Source organism: Streptomyces regalis (genome assembly GCF_001509475.1).
Taxonomy (GTDB): Bacteria; Actinomycetota; Actinomycetes; order Streptomycetales; family Streptomycetaceae; genus Streptomyces; species Streptomyces regalis.
Genome location: NZ_LLZG01000047.1, coordinates 16,008 through 41,515 on the forward strand (window position 1 = coordinate 16,008; position 25,508 = coordinate 41,515).

14 protein-coding genes and 2 pseudogenes are annotated in these 25,508 nt (G+C 69.9%); 12 read left to right on the plus strand and 4 right to left on the minus strand.

Annotated features, from left to right (window positions below; genetic code table 11):
• The first annotated feature begins 33 nt into the window (after window positions 1–33).
• Both ADL12_RS58410 and ADL12_RS08920 read left to right on the plus strand, forming a co-directional pair.
• Window positions 34–10,405, plus strand: a pseudogene (locus tag ADL12_RS58410) (amino acid adenylation domain-containing protein).
• A gap of 111 nt (window positions 10,406–10,516) precedes the next feature.
• Window positions 10,517–12,808, plus strand: a complete 2,292-nt coding sequence (locus ADL12_RS08920; RefSeq protein ID WP_062700347.1) for an ABC transporter ATP-binding protein — start codon at window positions 10,517–10,519, stop codon at window positions 12,806–12,808.
• A gap of 121 nt (window positions 12,809–12,929) precedes the next feature.
• Here ADL12_RS08920 and ADL12_RS08925 read toward each other — a convergent pair whose 3' ends face one another.
• The 4 genes from ADL12_RS08925 to ADL12_RS08940 form a co-directional block, all read right to left on the minus strand.
• Window positions 12,930–13,202, minus strand: a complete 273-nt coding sequence (locus tag ADL12_RS08925; RefSeq protein ID WP_062700348.1) for a DUF5132 domain-containing protein — start codon at window positions 13,200–13,202, stop codon at window positions 12,930–12,932.
• Window positions 13,203–13,331: 129 nt separating this feature from the next.
• Window positions 13,332–13,544 carry a hypothetical protein gene (locus ADL12_RS08930; protein WP_062700350.1) on the minus strand — a complete coding sequence of 71 codons (213 nt, stop codon included), beginning with the start codon at window positions 13,542–13,544 and terminating at the stop codon, window positions 13,332–13,334.
• 145 nt (window positions 13,545–13,689) lie between these two features.
• Complete coding sequence (locus ADL12_RS08935; RefSeq protein ID WP_062700352.1) at window positions 13,690–13,905, minus strand: MbtH family protein; 216 nt, start codon at window positions 13,903–13,905, stop codon at window positions 13,690–13,692.
• Window positions 13,905–14,192: a DUF5132 domain-containing protein gene (locus ADL12_RS08940; RefSeq protein ID WP_062700354.1), complete on the minus strand. Its 288-nt coding sequence runs from the start codon at window positions 14,190–14,192 to the stop codon at window positions 13,905–13,907. Before ADL12_RS08940 ends, ADL12_RS08935 begins: the two co-directional genes overlap by 1 nt.
• Before the next feature lie 297 nt (window positions 14,193–14,489).
• Between ADL12_RS08940 and ADL12_RS08945 the strand changes: the two genes are divergently transcribed.
• From ADL12_RS08945 to ADL12_RS08980, 10 genes and pseudogenes are all read left to right on the plus strand, one after another.
• Window positions 14,490–15,629 carry an acyl-CoA dehydrogenase family protein gene (locus ADL12_RS08945; RefSeq protein ID WP_062700357.1) on the plus strand — a complete coding sequence of 380 codons (1,140 nt, stop codon included), beginning with the start codon at window positions 14,490–14,492 and terminating at the stop codon, window positions 15,627–15,629.
• Between the two features lie 4 nt (window positions 15,630–15,633).
• On the plus strand, window positions 15,634–17,175 hold the full coding sequence (locus tag ADL12_RS08950; RefSeq protein ID WP_062700359.1) for an amino acid adenylation domain-containing protein: 1,542 nt from the start codon (window positions 15,634–15,636) through the stop codon (window positions 17,173–17,175).
• Window positions 17,159–17,443, plus strand: coding sequence for an acyl carrier protein (locus ADL12_RS08955; protein ID WP_062700361.1), 285 nt, complete (start codon window positions 17,159–17,161; stop codon window positions 17,441–17,443). Before ADL12_RS08950 ends, ADL12_RS08955 begins: the two co-directional genes overlap by 17 nt.
• A gap of 679 nt (window positions 17,444–18,122) precedes the next feature.
• Entirely contained in the window at window positions 18,123–19,352 is a 1,230-nt protein-coding gene (locus tag ADL12_RS08960; protein ID WP_062700363.1) for a cytochrome P450, read from the plus strand.
• 38 nt (window positions 19,353–19,390) lie between these two features.
• On the plus strand, window positions 19,391–19,588 hold the full coding sequence (locus ADL12_RS58420) for a flavin reductase family protein (RefSeq protein WP_425265081.1): 198 nt from the start codon (window positions 19,391–19,393) through the stop codon (window positions 19,586–19,588).
• 81 nt (window positions 19,589–19,669) lie between these two features.
• Complete coding sequence (locus tag ADL12_RS08965; RefSeq protein ID WP_244187826.1) at window positions 19,670–19,951, plus strand: transposase family protein; 282 nt, start codon at window positions 19,670–19,672, stop codon at window positions 19,949–19,951.
• Between the two features lie 227 nt (window positions 19,952–20,178).
• Window positions 20,179–21,123 carry a PLAT/LH2 domain-containing protein gene (locus tag ADL12_RS08970; RefSeq protein WP_062700367.1) on the plus strand — a complete coding sequence of 315 codons (945 nt, stop codon included), beginning with the start codon at window positions 20,179–20,181 and terminating at the stop codon, window positions 21,121–21,123.
• A gap of 169 nt (window positions 21,124–21,292) precedes the next feature.
• Window positions 21,293–21,604 (plus strand): annotated as a pseudogene (locus ADL12_RS49975) (transposase); the annotation flags it as partial.
• Between the two features lie 447 nt (window positions 21,605–22,051).
• Window positions 22,052–23,785, plus strand: coding sequence for an NAD(P)/FAD-dependent oxidoreductase (locus tag ADL12_RS08975; RefSeq protein ID WP_062700369.1), 1,734 nt, complete (start codon window positions 22,052–22,054; stop codon window positions 23,783–23,785).
• Window positions 23,786–23,816: 31 nt separating this feature from the next.
• A complete protein-coding gene (locus ADL12_RS08980; RefSeq protein ID WP_062700371.1) occupies window positions 23,817–25,508 on the plus strand; it encodes a pyranose oxidase in 1,692 nt (563 codons plus the stop codon).

Sequence of the window (25,508 nt, forward strand, 5' to 3'; positions counted from 1 at the left end):
ATTTGGGCCGCACTCGGTACTGCTCCGCTGGAAATGGTGCGGGCGTGGGCAGGAATCTCGGACATTGCAGGAGGTTGCCCCGTGTTCCCTCGTGAGCTCTCCGCCAGCTCGGCACCGACCGTGGAGTGCGCTGCGGATTCGCCTGCCGGGGTCCTGCCGCTGACCGCAGCACAGCGCGAGATCTGGCTCGCCGACCAGCATTCCCCGAGCGCGGCCGCCGCGCTCCGCATGGGCGAGTACCTGGACATCCGCGGGCCGGTCGACCCCGCCGTGTTCGAGGCAGCGCTGCGTCAGGTCGTGGCCGAGACCGACGCGCTGCGGGTCCAGGTGGTGCCCGGCGAGGACGGCCCGGAGCAGCTTCTGAAACGCGAGCGGTGCTGGTCGCTGTCGCTCGTCGATGTCAGCGACGCATCCGACCCGGAGGCGACCGCACGCACATGGATCGCCGGGGACCTGGCCCGGCCTATGGACCTGGTGTCCGGCCCGCTCTTCAGCTTCGCGCTGCTCCAGCTGGCGCCGGACCGGTTCTGGTGGTGCCACACCTACCACCACGCGGTCATGGACGCGTTCGGCCTGTCCCTCTTGGCACGCCGGACCGCCGAGGTGTACACGGCCCTGGCCTGTGGGGAGGAGACCGGCCCCGGTACCTTCGGCCCGTTGTCGGCTCTCGTCCAGGCCGACCAGGACTACCGCGCGTCGCAGGACTGCGCCGTCGACCGGGAGTACTGGACGCGGCGGCTCTCCGGCTGGACGCAGGGGGCTGCGATTCCGCCTCGTCCGGGGTTCACGGCACCGGACCCCGGCGCCGCGGTGAAGGGGCCGTCCTCCGGGCGCCCGGTTCTCGGGCCCGCCCGCACAACCGGCGTGCGACCGCTCCCGCGCCAGAAGGCGCTGCGGGCGGCGGCTTGGCGCGCCGACGTCCCCCCGAACCGGTTCGTGGTCGCCGCGGTGGCGCTGTACGCGCACCGGCTGACGGGCGCTCGGGACGTGACGGTCGGGCTGGCCGTGGCCGGCCGCCTGGACCGAGCGTCCCGCACCACGCCGGGCATGCTGGCCAACGGGGTGCCCGTACGGCTGGTCGTACGACCCGACATGCCGCTGGAAGAGCTGTTGGCACAGGTCGACGACCGGCTGCGCGAGGCGGTGACGCACCAGCGCTACCGCGGCGAGGACCTGTTCCGCGACCTCGGTCTGCCCCGAGGCGGCGGCTCGGCATTCTCGCCGGTGGTCAACCTCATGGGGTTCAACTACGACATCACCTTCGCCGGCCACCGGTGCACCGCGCACAATGTCTCCGCCGGACTGCTCACGGACCTGATGGTCGCTGTGTGGGACCGCCGGGACGACGTCGGCCTGCACCTGGAGCTGCACGGCGCGCCCGAGGTGTACGGCGAGGCCGACCTCGCGGACCATCAGCAGCGGTTGCTGCGCCTCCTGGCGGACATGGCGGTCTTCGATCCCGGTCTACCGGTCGGCGTGCTGGATGTGTTGTCGGTCGATGAGCGGCGGCGTCTGCTCGGGGCGGGTGACACCACCACGGCCGGGGCTCCCGCCGCTCCCGTACCGGTGCTGTTCGAGGCCCAGGTGCGAGCCACTGCCGACGTGGTCGCGCTGGTGGCAGACAACACCACCCTGACGTACAGGGAGTTGAACGCGCGGGCCAACCGGCTCGCGCACGCGCTGGCCGCCCGGGGTGTCGGGGCCGAGGACGTGGTGGCCCTCGTCCTGCCACGCAGCGTGGAACTGGTGGTGGCGATCCTGGGCGTGCTCAAGGCAGGGGCCGCCTACCTGCCCGTGGACCCCGCCTATCCACCGGCGCGGATCGAATACATGCTGACCGACGCCCGCCCCGCCCTCGTCATCGACGCCCCGCACACGCTCACCACACTCACACGGGACCAGCCGGACACCGACCCGGAGATCACGATCGACCCCCGCCACCCCGCCTACGTGATCTACACCTCCGGATCCACCGGGCAGCCCAAGGGAGTCGTCGTCGCCCACACCGGCATCACCAACCTGGTCACCGCCCAGGCCGAACGGTTCGCGATCGACGCCGACAGCCGCGTCCTGCAGTTCGCCTCACCCAGCTTCGACGCCTCTGTATCCGAACTGTTCACCGCCCTGCTCACCGGAGCCGCAGTCGTCCTCGCCCCCACCGCCGACCCCCTCTCCGCCCTCACCGACCCCGACCTGCGTATCACCCACGCGACCGTGCCGCCCTCCGCACTGGCCGCGGTGACCGAGACGGACGCCGATGTGCCGACGCTGGTCGTCGCGGGAGAGGCATGCCCGCCAGGACTGCTGGAGCGGTGGGCACCGGGACGGCGGATGATCAACGCCTACGGACCCACCGAGACCACCGTATGCGCAACGATGAGCGAACCGCTGGCCCTCTCGGACACGGCACCGCCCATCGGGCAGCCGATCCCCGGCACCCGTGCGTATGTGCTGGACACGGCGTTGCGGCCAGTCCCGCCGGGTGTCGCGGGCGAGCTGTACGTCGCCGGGATCAATCTGGCCCGCGGCTACCTGCGCCGACCAGGCCTGACCGCGCAGCGGTTCGTCGCCGACCCCTACGGCCCGCCCGGCACCCGGATGTACCGCACCGGCGACCTCGCCTGCCGACGGCCCGACGGACAACTGGACTACCTCGGCCGCGCGGACCACCAGATCAAGATCCGCGGCCACCGCATCGAACCCGGCGAGATCGAAGCCACCCTCACCACCCACCCCACGGTCGCCCACGCCGCCGTCACCACGCACCAGGACCAGCTCGTCGCCTATGTGGTACCAGAGGCCGGGGAGGGTACGGACATCACCCTCCTCCGCGACCACGCGCGGGCACAGCTGCCCGCGCACATGGTGCCTTCCGCCTTCGTGGTGCTGGGGGCGCTGCCGGTGACGCCGAACGGGAAACTGGACCGGGCCGCACTGCCCGCGCCGGACTTCACCACGGCTGCGGGAAGCGGCCGCCCCCCGCGCAGCGCGCACGAGCAGGTGCTGTGTGAGCTGTTCGCCGAGGCACTGGGGCTGCCCGCTGTCGGGGTCGACGACGACTTCTTCGCCCTCGGCGGCCACTCCCTGCTCGCCACCCGCCTCACCAGCCGCATCCGGGCCGCCCTCAGCACCCACGTCGACCTGCGCACGCTGTTCGAGGCGCCCACCGTCGCCGGCCTGGCGGCCCGGCTGGACGGCGCGGACCGGGAACGGCCGGCGCTGACCACCCGTGAACGACCCGATCCCGTGCCGCTGTCGTTCGCGCAGCGGCGCCTGTGGTTCCTGCACCACATGCAGGGCCCCGACGCCACGTACAACATCCCCCTGGTACTACGTCTGAACGGCCGGCTCGACCCGGAGGCGCTGGAGCGGGCCCTGGGCGATGTCGTTGCCCGGCACGAGAGCCTGCGCACGATCTTCCCCGAAGTCGACGGTGAGCCCTGCCAGCGGGTGCTGGACGCCGCCGCGGCCCGGCCAGAGCCGCATACGGCCCTGGTCGGCCGGGCGGAACTGCCGCACCGACTGGCGGAAGCCGCCCGGTACGCGTTCGACCTGGCCGCCGAACCCCCGCTGCACACGGAGCTGTTCGCCCTGGGGCCGACCGAGCACGTGCTGCTGATCGTGATCCACCACATCGCGGCCGACGGCTGGTCGATGGCTCCCCTGGGCCGCGACCTCGCCACCGCGTACGCCGCCCGGCGCCGCGCCCCTGCCGATCCAGTACGCCGACTTCAGCCTGTGGCAGCGCGAACTGCTCGGTGCCGAAACCGGCCCCGACAGCCTTCTGGGCCGCCAGCTCGCGTACTGGACACGGGCCCTGGCCGACCTGCCCGACGAACTGAGGCTCCCCTGCGACCGGCCCCGGCCTCCAGTCGCCTCGCACCAGGGCGCGCAGGTCGTCTTCGGTATCGACGCCGAGCTGCACGCGGAGTTGGCGGCGCTGGCGCGCCGGTCGCATACGAGCCTGTTCATGGTGCTGCACGCGGGCCTGACCGCGCTGCTGACCAAACTCGGCGCGGGCACCGACATCCCCATCGGCAGCCCCATCGCCGGACGCACCGACCAAGCCCTCGACGACCTGGTCGGATTCTTTGTCAACACCCTCGTGCTGCGCACCGACACCTCCGGCGACCCCACCTTCACCCAGCTCCTCGGACGCGCTCGCGACACCGCACTCGCCGCCTACGCCCACCAGGACACGCCCTTCGAACACCTGGTGGAGGCGCTCAACCCGGTCCGGTCACCGGCCCGGCATCCGCTGTTCCAGGTCATGTTCTCCGTCGACAGGGCGGACACCGTCGGGGCCGGGCGGTTCGACCTCCCGGGCCTGGAGACCTCCGCCGCGCCGCTGTCCACCGCGACGGCCAAGTTCGATCTGGACGTCTCCGCCTGCGAACAGCGCTCCACGGGCGGGGAGTGCGCCGGGCTGGACTGCGCGATCGAGTACGCCACGGACCTGTTCGACCGCGCCACGGTCCAGGACCTGGCCGTGCGCTGGGTACGTCTGCTGGAAACGGCCGTCCAGGATCCGGACCGGCCGATCAGCCGCTTCGACGTGCTGTCCGCCGACGAGCGCCGCCGCCTCCTCAGCGGCACCGAACGGGCCGTGTCGGCGCGGCCGCCCGCGGACACGCTCACCGAGCTCTTCGCTACCCAGGTGCAGGCCACCGCGGACTCGGTCGCTGTCGTGGCCGACGACGCCACTCTCACGTACGCCGAGCTGAACGCCCGGGCCAACCGGCTCGCCCACGAACTGACAGCTCGCGGCGTCGGGCCCGAGGACGTCGTCGCCGTCGCACTGCCCCGTTCGGCGGAGTTGGTCGTGGCCCTCCTCGCCGTGCTCAAGGCAGGGGCCGCCTATCTGCCGCTGGACCCGGACTATCCGGCCGCGCGCATCGCGGCCATGGTCGAGGACGCCCGTCCGGTGCTGTTCCTGACCAACACCCCCACCGCCGCCGCGAGCGGAACCGGTCCCGAGGAACCGCGCACCACGACCGGCACGGATCCCGGTGTGCCACGCCTGGTGCTCGATGCGCCGGGGACCGCCGGGGCGCTGAGAACACGGCCGGACACCGACCCGGTGACGGGACTGCTGCCCGGCCATCCGGCGTACGTGATCTACACCTCGGGGTCGACCGGCATGCCCAAGGGCGTCGTCGCGCGGCACTCGAGCGTGGCCGACCTGGCGGACCAGTACCGACAGCAGGTGTTCGCTCCGGCGGCGCGGCGGGCCGGAGGGCGGCGCCTGCGTGTGGCGCTGACCGCGTCGGTGTCCTTCGACGCCTCCTGGGGGCAGCTGGCGGCCCTGATGGACGGCCATGAGCTGCACGTGGCCGACGGCGCCACCTGGGCGGACGCTGAGCGGTTCACCGACTGGCTGATGGACCACCGCATCGACTCCGTCGACGTGACCCCGGCGTACATGCGTGTCCTGGCCGACCGGGGCCTGTTCACCGACGAGCGGTGGCGGCCGGGCGTGGCCGTGCTCGGCGGCGAGGCCCTGCCGGACGGGCTGTGGCGGGAACTGCGGGCCGTGGACGGGCTGGTGGCCTACAACATGTACGGGCCGACCGAGTGCACGGTGGACGCGATTCGCACGCGGCTCGACGCCGCCGCGACCCCGGTCCTCGGGCAGCCGGTTCCCGGCTCCCGCGCCTATGTCCTGGACGACGCGTTGCAGCCCGTACCGCCGGGGGTGACCGGGGAACTGTACGTCGCCGGGCCGGGGCTGGCACGCGGCTATCTGCGCCGGCCAGGCCTGACCGCCCAGCGGTTCGTCGCCGACCCCTACGGCCCGCCCGGCTCCCGTATGTACCGCACCGGAGACCTGGCCCGCCGGGACACCGACGGCCAACTGCGCTTCGCCGGCCGCGCCGACGACCAGGTCAAGATCCGCGGCCACCGCATCGAACCCGGCGAGATCGAAGCCGCCCTCGCCACCCACCCGAAGGTGGCCCAGACCGTGGTGACCGCCCGTGAGGCCGGCCCCGGCGACCCGCGTCTGGTCGCCTACGCGGTGCCCGCCGCCGGAGCCGGGACGGATCCGGCCGAACTGCGCGCCTTCCTGCGCACGTGCCTGCCCGACCACATGGTGCCCTCCGCGTTCGTGATCCTCGATGCACTGCCGCTGACGCCGAACGGGAAGCCGGACCGAGCCGCGCTGCCCGCCCCGGACCTCACGACGGCCGCCGGAAACGGCCGACCCCCGCGCACCCCGCGCGAGCAGGTGCTGTGCGACCTGTTCGCCGAAGTGCTCGGCGTACCCGCCGTCGGCATCGACGACGACTTCTTCGCCCTCGGCGGCCACTCCCTGCTCGCCACCCGCCTCACCAGCCGCGTCCGGGCCGTCCTCGGCGCGGAACTCACCGTACGAGCGCTGTTCGAAGCCCCCACCGTCGCCGGGTTGGCGGCCCGGCTCCACAACGACACGGAGCCCCTACGCACCGCCCCGGTGCCCATGCCGCGTCCAGAGAGGGTGCCGCTGTCGTTCGCGCAGCGGCGTCAGTGGTTCCGGTACCGCCTGGAGGGGCCCAGCGCCCTGTACAACATCCCCCTGGTGCTGCGCCTGTCCGGCGAACTCGACCGGCAGGCTCTGGAGCGGGCGCTGGGCGACGTCGTGGCCCGGCACGAGGCCCTGCGCACCGTCTACCTCGAGACCGACGGCATCCCCTGTCAACAGATCATCGACGCGGGCGTGGCGCGTCCGTCGCTGCGGGTCGCCGAGGTGGACGAGGACGGGCTCCCGTCCCGGCTGGCCTCAGCCGCCCAGTACGTGTTCGACCTGTCGGCGGAGCCGCCGGTGCGGACGGAGTTGTTCGCGCTCGGGCCCGCTGAGTACGTGCTGCTGATCGTGATCCACCACATCGCGGCCGACGGCTGGTCGATGGCTCCCCTGGGCCGCGACCTCGCCACCGCGTACGCCGCCCGGCGCCGCGTGTGGCAACGTGAGCTTCTGGGCGACCCCGCCGACCCCGACAGCCGTATGGGCCGCCAGCTCGCGTACTGGACCCGGGCCCTGGCCGGCCTGCCCGACGAACTGACGCTTCCCTTCGACCGCCCCCGCCGTGCCGTCACCTCGCTTCGCGGCGCCGACGTGCCCGTGCGCATCGACGCGGAACTGCACGCCGGGCTGGCGGAACTGGGCCGCCGGATGGGGATGAGCCTGTTCATGGTGCTGCACGCGGGCCTGGCCGCACTGCTGACCAAGCTGGGCGCGGGGACCGACATCCCGGTCGGCAGCCCCATCGCCGCGCGCACGGACCCGGCCCTCGACGACCTGGTGGGGTGCTTCATCAACAACCTGGTGATGCGGACCGACACCTCCGGCGACCCCACCTTCACCCACCTGCTGGAACGCGTCCGCGAGACCGCACTGGCCGCCTACGCCCACCAAGACGCGCCCTTCGAGCACCTGGTGGAGGCCCTCAACCCGGTCCGGTCACCGGCGCGCCACCCCCTCTTCCAGGTCATGCTCAACCTGCAGAACAACTCCGAGGACTGCTTCGACCTACCGGGACTGCGGGTGCGCGAAGTCGTCGTATCCACGGGAACGGCCAAGTTCGACTTCGCGATCGGCCTGGAGGAACAGGTCCGTGCGGACGGCAGCCCAACCGGCCTGAAGGGCTTGATCCAGTTCAGCACCGACCTGTTCGACCGGCAGACGATCGACGGTCTCGGCGCGCGCTGGGTACGGCTGCTGGAAGCCGCAGTACAGACACCCGACCAGCCGTTGAGCCGACTGGACGTGTTGTCGGCCGATGAGCGGCGAAGCCTGCTGGGGGCGGGTGACGCCCTCGCGGCCGAGGCTGTTCCGGTGCCGGTGCTGTTCGAGGCTCAGGTGCGGGCCGCCCAGGACGCGGTCGCGGTGGTCGCCGACGACGGTACGGCCCTGACGTACCGGGAGTTGAACGCGCGGGCCAACCGGCTCGCGCACGCGCTGGCCGCCAGGGGTGTCGGGGCCGAGGACGTGGTGGCCCTCGTTCTGCCACGTGGCGTGGAGCTGGTGGTGGCGATCCTGGGGGTGCTCAAGGCCGGGGCCGGCTACCTGCCGGTGGACCCCGCGTATCCGGCGGCACGCATCGAGTACATGCTCACCGACGCGCACCCGGCCCTCGTGATCGACGACCCACACACGATGGCCACGCTGACGCAGGATCAGCCGGACACCGACCCGAACATCACGATCGACCCACGGCACACCGCCTACGTCATCTACACCTCCGGATCCACCGGGCAGCCCAAGGGAGTCGTCGTCGCCCACACCGGCGTCGCCAACCTGATCGCCGCCCAGGCCGAACGGTTCGCGATCGACGCCGACAGCCGCGTCCTGCAGTTCGCCTCACCCAGCTTCGACGCCTCCGTATCCGAACTGTTCACCGCCCTGCTCACCGGAGCCGCAGTCGTCCTCGCCCCCACCGCCGACCCCCTCTCCGCCCTCACCGACCCCGGTCTGCGTATCACCCACGCGACCGTGCCGCCCTCCGCGCTGGCCGCGGCCGACCCCGCGGGCGTGACCGTGTCCACGCTGGCGGTGGCGGGAGAGGCATGCCCGCCGGGGATGGTGGCACAGTGGGCACGCGGGCGACGGATGATCAACGCGTACGGGCCGACCGAGAACACCGTCTGCGCCACGATGAGCGGCCCGCTCGCCCCCTCGGACACGGCACCGCCCATCGGACCGCCGATCCCCGGCACCCGCACCTACGTCCTGGACGGCGTGTTGCAGCCCGTACCGCCGGGGGTGACCGGGGAGCTTTATCTGGCCGGCATCGGGCTGGCACGCGGCTACCTGCGCCGGCCGGGCCTGACCGCCCAGCGGTTCGTCGCCGACCCCTACGGCCCGCCCGGCTCCCGCATGTACCGCACCGGCGACCTGGCCCGCCGCCGGCCCGACGGACAACTGGACTACCACGGCCGCACCGACGACCAGGTCAAGGTGCGCGGCCACCGCATCGAACCCGGCGAGATCGAAGCCGCCCTCACCACCCACCCCACCGTCGCCCACGCCGCCGTCACCGTGCACCAGGACCGGCTGGTGGGCTGCGTCGTTCCGGCGTCCGACGGCACGGCCGACACCGGGACATTGCGTGAGTTCCTGGGGTCCCGGCTGCCCACGTACATGGTGCCCTCGGCGTTCGTGTTCCTGGAGGCGCTGCCGCTGACGCCGAACGGGAAACTGGACCGGGCCGCGCTGCCGGCCCCGGACCTCACGACGGCCGCCGGAAACGGCCGGCCCCCGCGCACCCCGCGCGAGCAGGTGCTGTGCGAACTGTTCGCCGAGACGCTGGGGCTGCCCGTCGTCGGCGCCGACGACGACTTCTTCGCCCTCGGTGGCCACTCCCTGCTCGCCACCCGCCTCAGCAGCCGCATCCGGGAGGTTCTGGGCGTCCCGTTGGGGCTGCGCACGCTCTTCGAGGCACCGACCCCGGCAGGGTTGGCCGAGCGCCTCGGCACGGACGACTCCGGCGACGCGTTCGACGTCGTCCTGCCGCTGCGGGCGCAGGGCGGTCGGCCGCCGCTGTGGTGCGTCCACCCCGCGACGGGGATCGGCTGGTCCTACAGCGGCCTGCTGCGCCACCTCCCCGCCGACCAGCCGGTCTACGCGCTCCAGGCCGAGACCCTGGCCCGGCCCGAGTCCCGGCCCGCCACGCTGGCGCAGATCGCGGCCGGGTACGTCGAGCACATCCGCAAGGTCCAGCCCCAGGGGCCCTACCGGCTGCTCGGCTGGTCGGTCGGGGGGCTGCTCGCACACGCCGCCGCGGAGGAACTGGCCCGGCTGGGAGAGCGGACCGACCTCGTCGCGGTCCTTGACGCCTATCCCCCTGAGCCCATCCCAGCGGGTGCCTCGTCGACGCTGACCGCGTCGCCCGTGCGCGAGATCCTCGCGGAGGCCCTCGGCTGCGACACGGACACCATGTTCCCCGGCCCCGCGGACCTGGGTCCGGAGGACGTGATCGACGTACTGCGCGCAAGCGGCCATCCGCTGGCCACTTGGCCCCCGGACCGCGTCGCCGCGGTCATCGCCACCGCCCGCGGCCTCTCGCTGCTCGGGGCCCTGCACACCCCAGGGGTGATCGAGGGCGACCTGCTGCTGTTCACCGCCGCCCAGGACGCGACCGACCAGGCGCCCTCACCGGAGGCGTGGCGCCCTCACGTACGGGGACGGCTCGAGACCCACGCGGTCGACGCGCCACACCTCGGGATGACCGAGTCCGCCGCGCTCGCCCACATCGGGCCGGTCCTGGCGAGGGAGCTCGACCGGCTCGACGCCCTCCCTACCTCGGCCAAGGCCGAGGACCGCATTCCCGGCTTCCGCGGCTGTCCCGGCCTTTGGCGGGAAGGGCCGGCATACCTTGCCCGGCCCTGGATCAGCACGTGTCTGCGGGGCATGGGCAACAAGCCGTGAGCGCGGACGCGTTCGTCGAAATGATGATGAGAACGAGAGATGGCTGACATGCTGTTGCTTGAATCCCCGCCCGCCAGAACCTCGGTGACCCCTCGTCCGGACGAGGGGAACATGCCGCGAGTCCGGTCGGTGATCCCCGGCCGGCAGCGCTGGGATGTCCCCGACGTCTGCGGCAGACCGGTCGTCGCCCGCCTGATCGAGAGTCTCCTCAGCGAGCACGAGGACGTCGTCGAGGCACACGCGAACCCGGTCACCGGGCGGGTGCTGGTCCGGCACGACCCCGCCGTCCCGCCGCAGCGCATCGCCGGGCTCGTGCGCGAGGCGGTGACACTGACCCGGCTCTACGCGCGGTCACACGCCGTCCGCACCACCGCATCGGCCGCTGCCGCCAACCGCCCGGATGCCGGGCACCCGGGCGAACCCGCCGACCCGACTCGCCCTCGGAAGCTGTCTGCGGCGCTGGTTCGCGGTGGTGCCGTCGCGGTCGCGGCCCTGGCCTGTGGCAAGTACTGCATGGCGCTCCTCGCCCGCCCCCTCGTCAGCCTCGGCCTGGCCGGCGCGGCCACGGCCGTCGTGGTCAGGAAGGCGTGGTCGCGCTCCGATCGCGCGCGGCAGCGGACGAAGGACGGAACGACCCCACGCCACCATCCGCTCCGGACCATCATCGGCCGGCACAAGCGGCAGCTGGGCATGGCGACGCTGCTGTCCGTACTCGCCCAGCTGGCGGAAATGGCGCTGTACGCCTTGGTCCCCTCAACCGTGCTGCTGCTCGCCAAGGGCGAGAGCGCGACGCTGGCCGCGCTCGGCGTGGCGGGCGCCACGGCCCAGCTGTCGGTCCTCGTCGGCGCCGCCCTGGTGGCCTGCCTCGCCATGGCCGCCCTGGGCTACGGCGCCGGCGTCGCCTGGCGCAAGCTGGGACAGACGGTGGAGGACGACTGGCGCACCCGTACCTACGCCCACGTCCAGCAACTGGCACCGGCCGACCTGGAGAGCGAGCGCACCAGCCGGGTCAGCACCGTACTGGCCGAGGACATCAGCCAGCTGGGCAACTTCGTCGGCGGCCACCTGCACGAGACGGTCCAGCTGGCGACGAGCCTCGCGGCGCTCATCCCGGTGTACCTGCTGCTGGCCCCGCAGATCGCCTGGGTCGCCTTCGCGCCCGTGCCGCTGGTCACCTGGCTCTCCTTCCGCTTCCACGAGCGCGCGGTAGCCGACCACATCGCCTCCGGTGAGCACCGGGCCCGGTTGAGCAGCGGCATGGCCGACAACCTCCAGGCCCACACCACCATCAAGGCCGCGTGCACCGAGGAGTACGAGAGCACGCGCATCGCCGAGCTGAGCCGGGAGTACCGAGAGGCCAACGTCTCCACCGACCGCAGCGCGGCGGCCCAGGCCCAGACCCTGCGGCTGGCCGGCTGCTCGGCGCTGGTCGGCACCCTGCTGCTGGGCGGCCGGGCCGTGCTGAAGGGCGAGCTGGCCTCCGCGGCGTTCGGCCCGCTGATCGAGCTGCCGGGCATCGCCCTGGTGCGGCTGACCCGGCTGGGCGGCATCACGGACCAGTACCAGCGCACCCTCGCCGCCCTGGAGCGGGTGCAGTACCTGAACGATCTGCCCGTCGAGTCCGGCACGGAGGGATGCCGACTGCCCGCCCAGCAGGTCAGCGGGGACATCGAACTGCGGAAGGTGACCTTCGCGTACCCCGGTCGCCCGCCGGCGCTCCGCGACGCCTCCCTCACCATCGCCCCGGGCCGGACCACCGGCATCGTCGGCGCGACCGGCTCGGGCAAGACCACCATCGCCAAACTGCTGCTGCGCTTCCGTCACCTAGACGAGGGGCACGTGCTGCTCGACGGAACCGATGTGCGCACCCTCGCCCTGCCCGACCTGCGCCACGCGATCGGGTACGTCTCCCAGGAGCCGTTCCTGTTCGACTCCACGATCGCGGAGAACATCCGCTACGGCACCTTCGACGCCACCGACGAGCAGCTCGTCGAGGCCGCCCGCACCGCCGGGGCACACGCCTTCGTCGACGCCCTGCCCGACGGCTACGACACCCTGGTCGGCGAACGCGGTGCGGCGCTGTCGGGAGGGCAGAAGCAGCGCATCGCACTGGCCCGCACCATCCTGCGCGACCCACCGGTCGTCGTCCTCGACGAAGCCACCTCCGCCGTCGACAACGAAACCGAGGCCGCCATCCAGCACGCTCTTCAGGCGTTCGGGACCAACCGCACGATGATCGTCATCGCCCACCGGCTGTCCACCGTCCGAAGCGCCGACCGGATCTATGTCCTGGGCTCTGGCGGCCTGGTGGCCGAATACGGGACACACGACGAGCTCGTGGCGCGGGACGGCACCTACGCCACCCTGTGGCGGCTGCAGGCCGGCCTGCGGGTACCGGCCTGAGGTCGCGGGCCCGCACCACAGGCCGGTGGGACGCCAGTGGCCCCGTTCCGACTGCGAGGCAGTCGGAACGGGGCCACTGTGCGCAGAGCCCAGGGAAGCACCGTTACGCGTCGGCGCGGGCTCAGTCCGCCTTGGCCGCACCAGTCCGTTTCTTCGGGGTCACGACCCCGTCAGTGGGCCTCTCGGACGCGGTCTCGGGAGCGTCGTTCTTCCCAGCCGCATCGACTACGACGTCACGCATCCCCTCGGCCGCCCTGAGTGAGGCATGTTTGACGTCCATGACCAACCCCACCGAGGTCTTCACCGCGCCACGTGCGATGGGCTTGGCGATCCGCTGAACCAGCGGCGCCGCGATCACGCCCACGATGAAGGGGGCGACAGGAACAGGTGACATGGTGATCTCTCTTCTTTCGGTCTCTACGCCGTACCCGCATCTACGCCTTCCCCGCGTCGGCGGCGGAGAGACGGGTGCCGGGCGCAGGACGAGCCACACGGACCAGGACATTCACCCCAGCGGACGCTGTCAGTGCCGCTGGAGATCAAGCTTGGAGAGGTACAGGGGAATCTTCGCCACTGTTCTGCCGGGGACCGTCGTCGTCTGCAGGGTGCCGCGCACCAGGTCCCGCACGATGAGCGTGAAGATGCCACGGTCGTGTACGAGGTCGGCCCTGTACAGAAGGTTCGCGGTCGCGCCCTCCTCTCCTGCCTCGATCACGAGATCACGGCCTTCAGCCATGCGTTCCACTCCTTTACAGCCTTGTCCGGGTTGACGTAGGTGGCTCACACAAGGAACTGGGGGACCACATCGCAAGGGCGGGTCGCCTGCTGCGGTGCGGTCCCCCAGACTCTCGTGACCTGGGCGCGCAGTTGTCGCGCCCGCTCTACCGACCGCCGTCCTTGGCCTCGGCAAGGCTGCGCGGCCGCATGTCGGTCCAGGTGCGCTCGATGTACTCCAGGCACGCCTGTCGGCTGTTCTCCGGCTGGGCCACGGTCCAGCCGTCGGGCACATCGGCGAAGGCCGGCCACAGGGAGTACTGGTGCTCGTCGTTGACCAGCACGAGAAAGCGGGCGTCCTCGTCCTCGAACGGGTTGGTCATCAGTCGCCCCTGCCGCTCGCGGCACCCGCGGTGGCCGCGGCGGGCCGAGGCTTCACGGTCCTTTCCACAGGCTTCGCGTCATCCCGCAGCTCGGCGTTGATCATCTCGGCGGTCACCTCCGCGGCGATGTCCTGGAACTCCTCGCCGGCCTGGTGCGCGGCCTTTTTCATCTCCATGGCCAGGCTCACGGTCGTTTTGATGGTGCCGTGCACCAGCGGCTTGGCGAGGCGCTTCGCCAACGGCGCCAGGACGAGACCGAGCAGGAAGGAGGGGATGACAGGGGGCATGGTCGGGCTCTCTCTGCGCGTGAGGGACGGTACGGGCCGCAGCCTTACAGCCTGGATGGGTAGTCAGGCCCTGAATGAAATAGTGGCGCCCCGACGCCACCAATTCCTACGCGCACATCCAGCTTCACCCTTGCGGGCGAAAAATATCTATCATCCATTGAGCTCGATCGAAATACAATTCACAGACACGCGGGGACTCGCCCATTCGTGTGCGCAGGCAGCAGGGTGCTGGACGTTTGAGATAACGTCGCTCGGGCGCCCGGTTCCGGGCCACGAAAAAAGAGAGGAGATCGGCGCGTGGATTTCGCGCTGACCGCCGAGCAGGAGCTGATGCGCAAGGAAACTCTGCGCTTCACTCAGACCCGACTCGCCGCCGATTCACCGAGTGGCGACCGCCCCTTTTCCCGCGAGCTGTGGCAGCACTGCGCCGAATTCGGCGTCCAGGGCATGCCCTTTCCTCATGAGTACGGCGGCCAGGGCGCCGACCTGCTCACCACCGTTCTGATGTTGGAAGAGCTGGGGTACGGCTGCGACGACAACGGACTGCTTTTCTCGCTGGGCGCTCATATGTGGTCCTGTGCGCTGCCAATATGGCGTTTCGGTGACGCCGGGCAGCGAGAACGCTATCTGCCGTCGCTGTGCGACGGTTCGATGATCGGCGTCCAGGCGGTGACGGAGGTCGGGTCCGGGTCCGACGCGCTCACGGTCGGTACCACCGCCCGGCAGATCGGTGACGGCTACGTCCTCGACGGGGTCAAGACGTTCATCACCAACGCACCGGTGGCCGACGTCTTCGTGGTGCTCGCCCGGTCCGGCGAGCCCAAGGACGTGGGCGGACTGTCCGCGTTCATCGTCGAGCGGGACCAACCGGGCGTCTCCGTGGGAAAGCCCGTCGAGAAGATGGGGCTGTCCTCCTCCCCGATGGGCGAAGTGGTTCTGGACGGCTGCCGGGTGCCGGCATCGGCCCTGCTGGGCGGCCCCGGCGCGGGCATGACCGTGTTCAACACCACCATCGAGTGGGAGCGCAGCTTCATCCTGGCCACCGCCGTCGGCACCATGCGCCGCCAACTGGAGGAGTCGGTCGCCCACGCACGGACCCACACACGGTTCGGTGAGCCCATCGGCCGGAAGCAGTCGGTCGCCGGCCGCATCGTCGACATGCGGGTGCGACTGGATGCCGCCCAGTTGATGCTGTACCGCCTGGCCTGGCTCAAGGACCAGGGCAGGCGCACGAGCCTGGAGTCCTCCATCGTGAAGTTGTATCTGAGTGAGGCGCTGTGCGAGTCCAGCATGTCGGCCTTCGCGACCCACGGTGCGTACGCCTACATGTCCGGCACCTCGCAGGAGCGCGATGTCCGCGACGCACTGGCGAGCCGCATCTACTCGGGCACGTCCGACCTCCAACGCGTCGTCATCGCGCGGATGCTGGGGCTGTGAACTCATGACCGAACTGCTGCACCACCTGCTGCGCCGAAGCTCCGCCCGTGCCCCGCACGCCACCGCGGTGATCGACGACGGCGGTCACATGACCTACGCCGAACTGGACCGGCGTGCCAACCAACTGGCCCGACTGCTGCTGTCGCTGGGCGTCCGGCCCGGTGACCGGGTGGGACTGCACCTGCCTCGCACCGCCGACGCCCTGGTCGGGGTGTACGGGGTGCTCGCCGCCGGTGCTGCCTATGTGCCGCTGCCCCTCGGCGTTCCGGTGTCCCGGCTGCGCACCATCGCGACCGACGCCGGGATCCGTGTTGTGGTGGCGGCGCGAGAGGAGGCCGACCGGGTGCGGGCGGACCTTGGCGGGCCCGGCTCCCCGGTCGCCGAGGTGGTCGCCCCGCACGAGGCGGCCGAATGGCCCGGTACGGCGCCGGAGATCGCCGTGCAGCCGGACGACCTGGCGTACGTCCTGTACACCTCGGGCTCCACCGGCAATCCCAAGGGCGTGATGATCTCGCACCGCAACGCGGTGTCGTTCGTGGCCTGGGCGGCACGGGAGTTCGAGGTGACCGAGGCGGACCGGCTGGCGAACCACGCGCCGCTCCACTTCGACCTGTCGGTGTTCGACGTCTTCGCCGCCGCGTGGGCGGGTGCGGCCGTGGTGCCGGTGCCCACGACCATCGCCGCCTTTCCCAGTGTGCTGGCCGAGTTCGTCCGTGACCGGCGGATCACCGTCTGGTACTCGGTGCCCTCCGCGCTCAACCTGCTGGTGTCACGCAGCGGCCTGAACGCCGGTGACCTGCCCGATCTACGCCTGGCCCTCTTCGCCGGCGAGGTGTATCCCGTACCGCTGCTCAGGCGGGCGATGGAGCTGCTTCCCGACACGCGTTTCTACAACCTCTACGGGCCGACGGAGACGAACGTCTGCACCTACTACCCGGTGCCGCGGCCTCTCCCGGAGGACTGCGCGGCTCTTCCCATCGGGCTCCCGCTGCCCGGGGTCGAACTCTGCGCGGAGAGCGACGACGGCCGCCCGGCCGGGGTGGGTGAGACGGGCGAACTGTGCGTCCGCGGCGCGACGGTCATGCGCGGCTACCTCGGCGACGCGCCCCGCACCGCGCAGGCCCTGCGCCCCGCCCCCGACCAGCCGGACATCCCCGCCTACCACACCGGCGACCTGGTCACCCAGGACGCCGAGGGCCACTGGCACTTTCTCGGCCGGCGCGACTCCCAGATCAAGACCCGCGGCTACCGGGTCGAACTCGGTGAGGTGGAACGGGCGCTGGCGACCCACCCGGCCGTGCTGGAGTGCGCCGCCGTCGCGGTCCCTGACGACGAGTTCGGCCACCTCATCGCGGCCTTCGTTGTGCCGCGCGAGGAGGTGGCGGCCGCCCGGCTGACCGCCCACTGCCGCTCCGTCCTGCCCAGCTACATGGTCCCGTGGCGGCTCCGGACAGTGGCGGCCCTGCCCAGAACCACCACAGACAAGATCGACTACCGCCGCCTCAAGGCGGACATGGAGGTAAGCGCTCATGCGCAACACCGCTGAACAGGTGCGGAAGTTCATCGTGGAGGACCTCGGCTGGGGTGGTTCCCCGTCCGAGCTCACGGACAACCTGCCGCTGATTGAGAAGGGCATCCTCGACTCCCTGGGCCTCCTCTCACTGGTCACCCACCTAGAGAACAGCCTCGGGATCCAGGTCGACGACCGCGACATCGTCCCCGAGAACCTGGGCACGCTCAGGACCATCGATCAGTACGTCGCCCGCAAGCTGGAAGAGGCACGGTCGCAGAAGGCAGCCTCAGCGCCGATGTAGTTCTGTGACGGATCAACCCCCACGGGGGACTTCGCGGCCACGGACCGGGGGTTCGTGGCCGCGCACATCCGTCCCCGTGGCGGCAGAGTCGGCTCGTGGCGCGGCATAGGCTGTATGAGGTGGACGGCGGAGTCCATCAGGTGCGCGGGCTCGAACTCTCCGACATCACCTTCGTCCAGCGCGAGCGCGATGTCGTCACGGACCCGATCGCGTTGAGGCAGCTGCGCAGTGCAGGCGCCGCGCCAGCCCGAACGACCGACGATCCTCTCTTGCCGAACTCACCCCTGCTCACGACTTCTCCGCACGCCTCTCCGGCGGGGTCTGCGGCATCGCCGGCGTCTTCACCGTCCTCGACGACCTCGTGGACTTCCTGCGCTGCATGCTCGATACCGCCGCCTCCCGCCACACCAGTGCCGACTTCGGGGCCCAGTGGAGCACCTGTTCCCTGACTACCCAGACCGGTGAATCCAGCCCGCCCGTGGCCTGTTCTGGCGCCCCGCCCCCGGTACGCCACCGGACAGGACGCGTGGGTCCACTACTGCTTCACCAGTACCGGCATGCGGGTTTCACCCCAGGTCGCGCGGTTCACCGTTCTGGCCGAACTTTTCGTCACTGCGTCAGATACCCGGGCATCAATCGAAGATCGACACACCGCACTACGGCGTCTGCGAGGTCTTCCATGGCAGAACTGATGAACATCACCGGTCCGGCCGCCCCGGCCGCCCTCGTCACCTTCCCGCAGGACCGCACCTGCCCCTACCGCCCGCCCACCGGATACGAGCCGCTGCGCGACGGGCGAGCCCTGTCCCGCGCCACCCTCTTCGACGGCCGGGAGGTCTGGATGGTCACCGGGCACTCCACCGCCCGGGCGCTGCTGGCCGACCCCCGCCTGTCCAGCGACCGCCGGCAACCCGGCTTCCCCGCGCCCACCGCCCGCTTCGCGGCCGTCAAGGACCGGCGGCTGGCCCTGCTCGACTTCGACGGCCCCGAGCACCACCAGCAGCGGCAGATGATGGTCCCGTCCTTCACCCGCAAACGCGCCACCGAGATGCGGCCCGGGATCCAGCGGGTCGTCGACGGGCTGCTGGACGCGGTGATCGAGCAGGGCCCGCCCGTCGAGCTGGTCTCCGCCTTCGCCCTGCCCATGTCGTCCATGGTGATCTGCGGCCTGCTCGGTGTGCCGTACAGCGACCACGATTTCTTCGAGGCGCAGTCCCGCCGGGTGCTGCGTGGCCCGTCGGCCGCCGACGCCCAGGGTGCGAACGACCGGCTGGAGGCCTACCTCGGCGACCTCATCGACCGCAAGGCCGCGCAGCGCGAACCCGGCGACGGTGTCCTCGACGCCCTGGTCCACCACCAGCTGCGCGATGGCACCCTGACCCGCCCCGAAGTGCTCTCGCTGGCCGTCATCCTGCTGGTCTCGGGCCACGAGAGCACCGCCAACATGATCTCCCTGGGCACCTACACGCTGCTCCAGCACCCCGAGAGGCTGGCCGAGCTGCGGGCCGACCCGGCCCTGCTGCCCGACGCCGTCGAGGAGCTGATGCGCATGCTGTCGATCGCGGACGGCCTGCTGCGCGTGGCCCTGGAGGACATCGAGGTCGACCGCACCGTGATCCGGGCCGGCGAGGGCGTGCTCTTCACGACCTCGGTGATCAACCGCGACGCGTCCGTGTACGACGACCCCGACGCCCTGGACTGGCACCGCCCCGCCCGCCACCACGTCGCCTTCGGCTTCGGCATTCACCAGTGCCTGGGACAGAACCTGGCCCGCGCGGAACTGGAGATCGCCCTCGGTACCCTGTTCACCCGGCTGCCCGCCCTGCGGCTCGCCGCCCCGGCCCAGGAGATCCCCTTCAAACCCGGCGACACGATCCAGGGAATGCTGGAACTCCCCGTGACCTGGTAAGGGCCCCTGCGCGTGGACATCGACATCGACAGGAACGTCTGTATCGGCCGGGCCGGTGCGCCCCGCGAATCACCGGGGCTCACGCCTGGGTCGAGTGCGGCATCACCCAGGAACTCGCCGGCGGCGACCACGTCATCGTCGTCGCCCGCGTGCTGCGGATGGACGTCGGATCGGGTGATCCCCTCGTCTTCCACAAGGGGCGTCTCGGCAGCCACCAGGAACCCAGCGGGGCCTGAGCCGCGAGGAGGCTGGGCCGAGCCCCGTTATGTTTTTCGCGGTCCTGCAAGGGGGCCGCTGGCCTCCGGGCCCGGCACATCGTGCTCGCGGTGCTGCGCTGTGACCAGCGGCCGGGCGACCTGGCCGGCGGCAACGGGATACACCGCACCACGGTGACCCGGTGGGTTCGGGAAGCCGTCGGCCTGCTGGCCGCCCGCGCCCCGCGCCTTGACCGGGCCCTGAAGAAGATCGCCCGAACGGGCGGCGGAATCGTCCTGCTGGACGGCACGCTGATCCGCACCCGCAGGCGCACCGGAAGGGAGAACCGGAAGAACTACTCAGGCTGTGAGGATGATGGTCGTGTCGTTCCGGCCGTGGCTTGACTCGTCCTCTGGCTGGCTGCTTGTGCCTTGTGTTTGATCTGTCGGCGACTGTCCTGGTCAGGTCCCTGCTGGTCCTCACAAACCGCGAAAACTCCCGGTGACCGGTGATCTACGCCGAAGTCATCCGCCCGCGACCAGCCCGAGCATCCCGAACCCCGCGCACACCAGACCCGTGACCAGCAACTTCACGATGCACACCGCTCAATGGATCCGCCGACGGGCGGGTCGTGATCGCGGACGAGTCCATAGCCAAGAACTTCGGCGAGATCGGCGACGGAAGCTTCAGCGGCATGGCTACCAGCGTGGTGAACAAGACCAAGCGCACCCTGGAGTTGTTCGAGCACCCCGATCTGAAAGGTGAATGCCTCAAGGTGCCGCCGGGCGGCCCCTACGAACTGCGGGACATCAAGAACGAGCGCGGCGCAAGCCTCAACGACCACGTCTACTCCGCGCGCCTCGGCGACCTGCCGTTTCAGGGGCTGATCAACCGGTTCCGCAACACCGGCTATCAGGCGTTCGGTGGCAAGGTCGACAAGGAATCGGGCAAGGCCGAGGGCGCCTCCGGCGGCGTGATCGGAGCCGTCGCGAACCTTGGCTACGTGGCCACTGGCGGCAAGATGGCCGGCAAGGACCAGCAGTCCGAACTGATTGCTGCGCAGGAGAGGGCTGCAGCCGCAGCGGTGAAGCCGCTCAGGTACGTGGTCCGTGTCATCACCCGGAAGTTGGACCGGTCCGGTACCGACGATGACGTCTTCTGCCAGTTCGCCAGAGGCGACAGAAAGTCGGGATGGGTGAAGCTGGACACGCCCCGCTACAACGACTTCGAGAAGGGTGACGACGACGAGTACGAGGTCACCACCCCAGGCCACTTCGGCGACCCCCAGCGCGTCGAGTTCAAGATCAGCGGCGATGACAAGTGGCTGCTCCAGTGGGTCAACATGCGCAACTGGGGCAACAAAGACTCCACCCGGCATTGCCCGCTACTCAACGTGACAAAAGTGTGGCTGAGTACAGCGCACTTCGAGCTGGGTGAGGGAGCAGGCGGCATACACCCCGGGGCCGAAATCAGCCTTTTCCTCGCACTCGGTGCGGATGCAGTGCAAAACGAACCCAACCCGGACGCGGAGAAGTGGGCCAGGGCGATGACCAAGGGGATGGTGCGACGACGCTAGGCGGCTGCCCAACCCAGCGCTCCCACCATCAGCGTGAGCCGCAGAGCGGCGACGGGCACCCTGCCCGTCGCCGCGTTTGTGACGTCCGCCGGGCCGCGCCGCACATCGCGGGACGATCGCGCCCGGGGCCGTCGGAAAAGGGCCTGGTCACAGGCACCTCGCTGGCGGTATCCGCTGTGACTCCGGCGGCGGGACGCACGAGTTCGTCGACTGGCTGTCCGCAGGCGGGAGGTGGCTGTCGTAGTCGGTCGGGATGACCATCACCGACGTCATCCACGCCGCCGTCCTGAAGAACCCCGCCTCGGCCTGGACGGCTGCCGTCGAACCAGGTGGTGAAATCCGCGACGGGGCCTGGGTGGCCGAGCTCGGCGGCGACGTGCTGGACGGCTGGCCGACGGGGATGCGGCTGATCGTCCGCAACGAACGGCCGTACCCCGGCGCCCAGTTGCGCTTCACCGACGCCGAGGGAATGCGCCTGACCAGGGCCGCAGTGCCGGCCCTCCGGCGGGGGGCATCGATGGGCCTCCCGCCCGGTCCTCGCCGGAAGCCGGATAGGCCACGTCCCCGGGAGTTCGCAGACGCGACCTCGCCCACAGCAGACAAACCGGCCCGGCGACTTTTACCACAACCGGCATACGCCACCACGCGTGACTCTCCTGGCCCCGCCACGCGCCGACGACGAGCGTGGCGAACCCTGGCGAGTCAAGCCCGCTGGAGGCTCAACTGGGTGACAGGCCGCGCCGGACAGGTGACCCGCCCTGCCAAAGGCATATGACGCTGGCTACCCGGGTCATCCATAGAGTCATGGACCTTCCCCACCCTCCCCGCCTCGCGCGCCCTCGGCGCGCTTCACGGTCGCCCCGGGCAGCCGGCCTCACCCCACAGCCTCGCCCGCTCACCGCCGACGTGGCCGCCCCGGGAGGCGACCATGTCCGGTGAGCAGCCGGTCGTCATGCTGGTGCACTCCGACCCCTGGAAACGACTCGAGCTGTCCAGGGAGCTGGAGACGTGGTACGGCGGCGGCCTGGAGATCGTGGCGGCCTCCGACGGCGAGGACGCCCGGGCAGCACTGAAGAGGGTCAAAGACTCCCGACAGCGCCTCGCCATCGTGGTCAGCGCGGACAAGCTGACCGACGGCGACGGAAGCACATTCTTGGGCGAGGTGCACGACTCCTTTCCGGATGCCGAGCTGGCGTTGCTGTCAGCGAAAGGAAAGGCGGCCAAGGACGGAATTTCCTTTGTTCCGGAGGCGCTTGTCCCCTTCCTGAAATCCATTGAAGAGTTGTTCTTCGACTGGCATCCGGCCCTCCCCGAGGTCGAGGTGACCGGCGACGCGACCACCGAGCGGGCCTACCAGCTCAGACGATTCCTCCTCCTCAATGGCGTCCTTTACCGCTGGGACGACCAGAAGGTCGCCGACATCACGGTGAAGGTCTCCGGAAAAACACTGGTCAATCCGACGCTGAGCCGGTTGTCCCGGGAACTGAAACTCATTCCGGAAGCCCGACACCGCCTCGACCACCCCTATGATCTCGTGGTCGTGGGCGGGGGGCCGGCAGGGATGTCCGCGGCGGTGAATGCCGCTGCGATCGGTCTGACCGTTCTGGTCATCGAGAACGAGGCACCCGGCGGCGAGGCGGTGACCAGTATCAATGTCATCGAGAACTATCTTGGATTCCCCGAGGGAATCCTCGGGTCCCGGCTCGCGCAATCGGCGCTGCACCAGACGAACCGCCTCATGGTCGACTGGCAGCCCACCCTGACCGCCGGCCAGCTGCTCATCGACGAGGAAATGGAAGGCCCGGGACACGACGGTCAGCGCGTAAAACTGAATCGCTACAAGATTAAGGTACTGGAAGACAAAGAATACAAGGGTGCCGTTTCGGCAGGCATGGTGCTGTTGGCGGGTGGTCAGCGGCCCAATGTGCAGGGCGGGGAGAACGAGGGGTCCTTCCGCAACAGGGGCGTGTACTACACCGTACTGCCGAACGATGCGCCGCGTGAAAAGGGAAAGAACGTGGTCATCGTCGGCGGCGGGGATTCGGCCGGTCAGGCCGCCTTGCTTCTCGACAAGCACGGGGCACACGTGACCATGGTCATCCGGAAGAAGCTGAGAGACAGGATGGCCGGTGCGCTGGCTGACCAGATCTGTTTCACCAAATCTATCGCGGTCCTGGAGAATTCCAAGGTGATCAAGTACGTCGGCGCCCAGGGCGACGAGAAGCGGCTAGCGCAAGTGGACATCGCGGACACGGGGAAGAAAGTGCTGCGGGCAACAGTCAACGCGACCTCCGTCTACGTTCTGATCGGGGGCAGTCCGAACACGGAATGGCTGGATCGCATCGGATTCACACAGAAGAAGATCGACAAAGACAAGGGTGGATACATCAAGACCGATGTCTACCTGGACGCCAAGAAACTGGAGAGAAACCCGCTGTCCTTCGAGACCAGCCTGCCCGGCGTCTTCGCGGCCGGCGACACCCGGATCGGATCGCTGCGGCGGGTGGGACAGGCGGTCGGGCAGGGCGCCGCGGCGGTGGCCTCCATGGACAGCTACCTGAAGAAGAACGCGGTCAAGGTACTGGCCGACCAAGCCAGCCCGGCGTGGTGGCACTACCGAAACATGGCCTACCTCTGGCTGGGCCCGACCGCCGAGCACTGAGAACACACAGCACCGGAAGGAGTGTTTTGCCATGGCCGAGTACAAGGGCTTTGACACCCTGATCATCGGTTCCGGCCCAGTAGGGTGTGCCTTTGCCCGCAAGCTGGTGAAGGCGGGCAAGAAGGTCCTGATGATCGAAGCCGGGGCCCAGCTGTCCCAGAACTACGGGGAGCACCTGAAGAACAGCTTCTTGTACCAGCGGAATGTCGACCTCTTCGCCTCGGTGATCCGCGGCCATCTGCACCCGCTCTCGGTCTCCACCCGCAATGACCCCATGGTCACCCTGGACGCTTCGTCCTACCGTTATGACCCGGAGGACTACCCGGGCTTCATCCTCAACAACCAGAACCCGGAACAGCGGGAGAGGGACAACCTCGGGGCGGCGGCGACCACTTACGCGGTGGGTGGCATGGCGACCCACTGGACCTGCGCCCTGCCGGAATTCCATCCGTCCCTGGAGCGGAGCTGGGATGACGGGAAGACCGTCCACGATTATCCCATCAACGACACCAGGATGAAGACTCTGTACGCCGAGTCCACGGCCCTGTTCAATCGCAAAACCAGCGTTTTCCAGGGGTCGACGCGTCACCAGCTGGTGAAGAAGATCCTGCGGGACGCGGGATTTCCGATCGAAGAGCTTCCGCTCTCGGTCGAGAGCCGGGCCGACGACTCGAGGATGGTCAAGTGGGGTGCCGCCAACACCGTCCTGGGCGATCTCGCCAAGCCCGGGGCCTCCGAGAACTTCAAGCTCCTTCCGGACCACCAGTGCACGCGGCTTGTGCTCAATGCCGAGAAAACGAAGGTGGAGGGCGTCAAGGTGCGCAACCTGCGCAACCTGAATGAGACGGTGTCCATCCCCGACATCAAGCGGTACATCGTGGCCTGTGGCGCGGTGCTCACCCCGCAGTTGCTGCACGTCTCCGGACTGAGCGAGAAACTTCCCGCCCTCGGGCGGTACTTGACCGAACAGCCGATGGCCTTCTGCCAGGTGGTGCTCAGGCAGGAGTACATCGACAATCTGGAGAAGCTGCTGCGAGAGGTGACCGGAACCGACAAGGAACACGCCGAGAAGGCGGCAAAGCGGGTGGAGGACTACCGAAAAAAGCAGTTGGAGATCGTCAAGAGGAATCAGAGCAAGTCCGTCCGGGACCCTGCGGACCCCCTCCCGATCCCCAAGTACGAGCTGGAGCCCAACCTCACCATCGCCGCTTCACCGACCAGGCCTTGGCACTGCCAGATCCACCGCGACGCCTTCAGCTATGGCGCCGTTCCGCCGAGCGTCGACACCCGTCTCATCGTGGACCTGCGCTGGTTCGGCATGTCCCGCCCCCGGGAGAGCAACTGGGTGGAGTTCAGCAAGACCGTCAAGGACACCTTTGACATGCCGCAGCCGACCTTCCACTTCCAGCTCGACGACCAGGAGCGCCAGTGGGCCGGCGAGATGATGGCCGACATGATGCGGGTCGCCTCCTATCTGGGCGGCTTCATGCCCGGATCGGAACCGCAATTCCTCGCTCCCGGGCTTCCGCTGCACATCGGCGGGACCACGCGCATGGGCACATCCAAAGACACCAGCGTGGTCAACCCTGAGTCGCAGGTGTGGGGCATCGAGAACCTCTGGCTCGGCGGCAACGGGCTGCACCCGTTCGGCAATGCCGGAAACCCCACGCACACCAGCGTGGCCATGGCCATTCACGCGGTCGAGAAGATGCCGAAGAACTAG